This is a genomic window from Mesorhizobium sp. M1A.F.Ca.IN.020.03.2.1, from assembly GCF_004023205.1.
In the GTDB taxonomy this organism is placed as follows: domain Bacteria; phylum Pseudomonadota; class Alphaproteobacteria; order Rhizobiales; family Rhizobiaceae; genus Mesorhizobium.
In genome coordinates, this window is the sequence record NZ_RZSV01000417.1 from 1 (window position 1) to 2,267 (window position 2,267).

Consider the following 2,267-nt stretch of genomic DNA (forward strand, 5'->3'; position numbering starts at 1 on the left):
CCTTGTTGCGCTCGCGGTCGCTCGCCCGCCGCTCCGCCGGGGTCAGCCGGAAATGCGTGCACCAGCAGCCGTAACAGGCGCCCTGCTTGCCGAAGAGATCCTCGAAATCGGTCCAACGCTCAGGACTCAGCGGTACTATGGTCGTGCTCATACGTTCTCCCCAGGCCAAGCTTGTTGCCGGCCCTGCACTGTCGTACCATTGCGTTTGTTCTCTTTATGTTCGCAGCGATGGCGGCTCCTGTCAACAATCCCGAACACGGCTTTTGTCGCGACTGCCTGGCTTCTCAGCGCAGCGAGACGCGCCGTTGCGAGCGCTGCGGCAGCCCGCGCCTTGTCCGTCATCCGGAACTCTACCGGCTGCACATCGCTCACATCGACTGCGACGCTTTCTATGCCGCCATCGAAAAGCGCGACAATCCGGCGCTGAAGGACAAGCCACTGATCGTCGGCGGCGGCAGGCGCGGCGTCGTCTCCACTGCCTGCTACATTGCCCGCATCCAGGGCGTGCGCTCGGCGATGCCGATGTTCAAGGCGCTCGAGGCCTGTCCCGAGGCCGTGGTGATTGCGCCGAACATGGAAAAATATGTCGGTGTCAGCCGCGAGGTGCGCGCGCTGATGCAGGCGCTGACGCCGCTGGTCGAGCCGCTGTCGATCGACGAAGCTTTTCTCGACCTCGCCGGTACCGAGCGGCTGCATGGCATGCCGCCGGCGCTTGTGCTGGCCCGCTTCGCACAGACCGTCGAGAAGGAACTCGGCATCACCGTTTCCGCCGGTCTCTCTTACTGCAAGTTCCTCGCCAAGATCGCGTCGGACTTCCGCAAGCCGCGCGGCTTTTCAGTCATCGGCGAAGCGGAAGCGCCAAGCTTTCTTGCCGGGCAGCCGGTCACGCTGATCTGGGGCGTCGGCAAGGCCTTGGCCGCGGCGCTCGAGCGCGACGGCATCCGCACCATTGCCCAGCTGCAGCGCATGGAGCGCGGCGAACTGATGCGCCGTTACGGTGTCATGGGCGACCGGCTCTACCGGCTTTCGCGCGGCGAGGACGACCGCCGCGTCGACCCCGGCGGCGATGCCAAGAGCGTGTCGGCCGAAACCACCTTCGACAACGACATCGGCTCGCTGGCAGAATTGGTGCCGGTGCTGCGCGGCCTGTCGGAAAAAGTCTCGGCGCGGCTGAAGAAATCCGGCATTGCCGGGCGCACCGTGGTGCTGAAGCTGAAGACGCAGGATTTCAAGCTGCGCACCCGCAACCGCCAGCTTGGCGATCCGACACGGCTGGCCGATCGCATCTTCCAAACCGGGCTCGATTTGTTGCGTCGCGAGACCGACGGCACGAAATTCCGCCTGCTCGGCATCGGCGTCAGCGATCTTTCCGACGACGGGAAGGCCGATCCGCCGGATCTGATCGACGTCCAGTCGCGCAAGCGCGCAATGGCCGAAACCGCGATCGACGAGCTGCGCGACAAATTCGGCAGGAAGGCCGTCGAGACCGGTTACACCTTCGGCAAGGGCCGTGCCGCCAACCCGCCCGAGCCGCTCGAGGACTGAGACCGGCTGGCATTCATGGGGACTTGATCAGGTGCGCTGCAGGTCGATCCGGCTCGTCACCATGGTCTTGCCAGTTTTTGGATCCGTGTCGGTCACCGTCAGCCGCATGCTGTCGCTGCCGGTCTTTTCGACGGTCAACTGCGCTTTGCGGTCGCCATTGACCTCCTTTGCCCAACGGATGCCGAGATTGAGCGCGTTGCCCGAACGGCTGCCGTTCAATTGCGCCGGCCCGGTACGCGAGCCGATGTAGACGCCGCTATAGCCCCTGCCGGTGGCCTTCAGATCCGCGCTGATCTCCCGCGTCATCAAGATCAGCCCGCGGCATTTGCCGTCGAGCGACAACGAGGTCGAGGTAGCGCCGGATTTGAAGTCGCAGGAGATATTCACCGTCGGCGCATTCGCGCTCACCTTGAAGGTGCCGTTGCCGGCGAAGCTGCCCTGGAACGAGCGCAGGAAATCTGCATCGTCGGCGTAGGCGCTCGCGGCAGTCATCAGGCAGCCGGCGAGAACGAGCGGAACCACTGGTCTCATCGAAATTCTCCCCCGTTGGAGCCGAAACACGCCTCCTGGCTTTGGAAGGCGCAAGCAGACTCAGGAACGCAAGCGATCTTGGCAGGTTCCCCCGCCGATATGACCGTTTTGAAACAAGGCCGGTTGGCGTGAGGGTATTTTAAGCCGGCGGCGGCTCAGGCCGAGAGCGCGGCCTTCACCCAATCCAGCCG

The 2,267-nt window shown here is 64.3% G+C and carries 2 protein-coding genes and 1 pseudogene; 1 reads left to right on the forward strand and 2 read right to left on the reverse strand.

The features are described from left to right. Window positions 1–151: pseudogene (locus EOA79_RS33970) on the reverse strand (GNAT family N-acetyltransferase); the annotation flags it as partial. A 65-nt stretch (window positions 152–216) separates the two neighbouring features. Here EOA79_RS33970 and EOA79_RS31535 point away from each other — a divergent pair. Then, on the forward strand, window positions 217–1,545 hold the full coding sequence (locus EOA79_RS31535) for a DNA polymerase IV (RefSeq protein WP_095826086.1): 1,329 nt from the start codon (window positions 217–219) through the stop codon (window positions 1,543–1,545). A 27-nt stretch (window positions 1,546–1,572) separates the two neighbouring features. Here EOA79_RS31535 and EOA79_RS31540 read toward each other — a convergent pair whose 3' ends face one another. Continuing rightward, the gene (locus EOA79_RS31540) at window positions 1,573–2,076 is read right to left on the reverse strand and encodes a hypothetical protein (RefSeq protein ID WP_067000288.1); all 504 of its coding nucleotides are present in this window, start codon (window positions 2,074–2,076) and stop codon (window positions 1,573–1,575) included. Between the last annotated feature and the right edge of the window lie 191 nt (window positions 2,077–2,267).

What these genes read in the sequence shown, in the direction of transcription:
- EOA79_RS31535 (WP_095826086.1), top strand. Translation starts at nt 217, where the DNA reads ATGTTCGCAGCGATGGCGGCTCCTGTCAACAATCCCGAACACGGCTTT.
- EOA79_RS31540 (WP_067000288.1), bottom strand. Translation starts at nt 2,076, where the DNA reads ATGAGACCAGTGGTTCCGCTCGTTCTCGCCGGCTGCCTGATGACTGCC.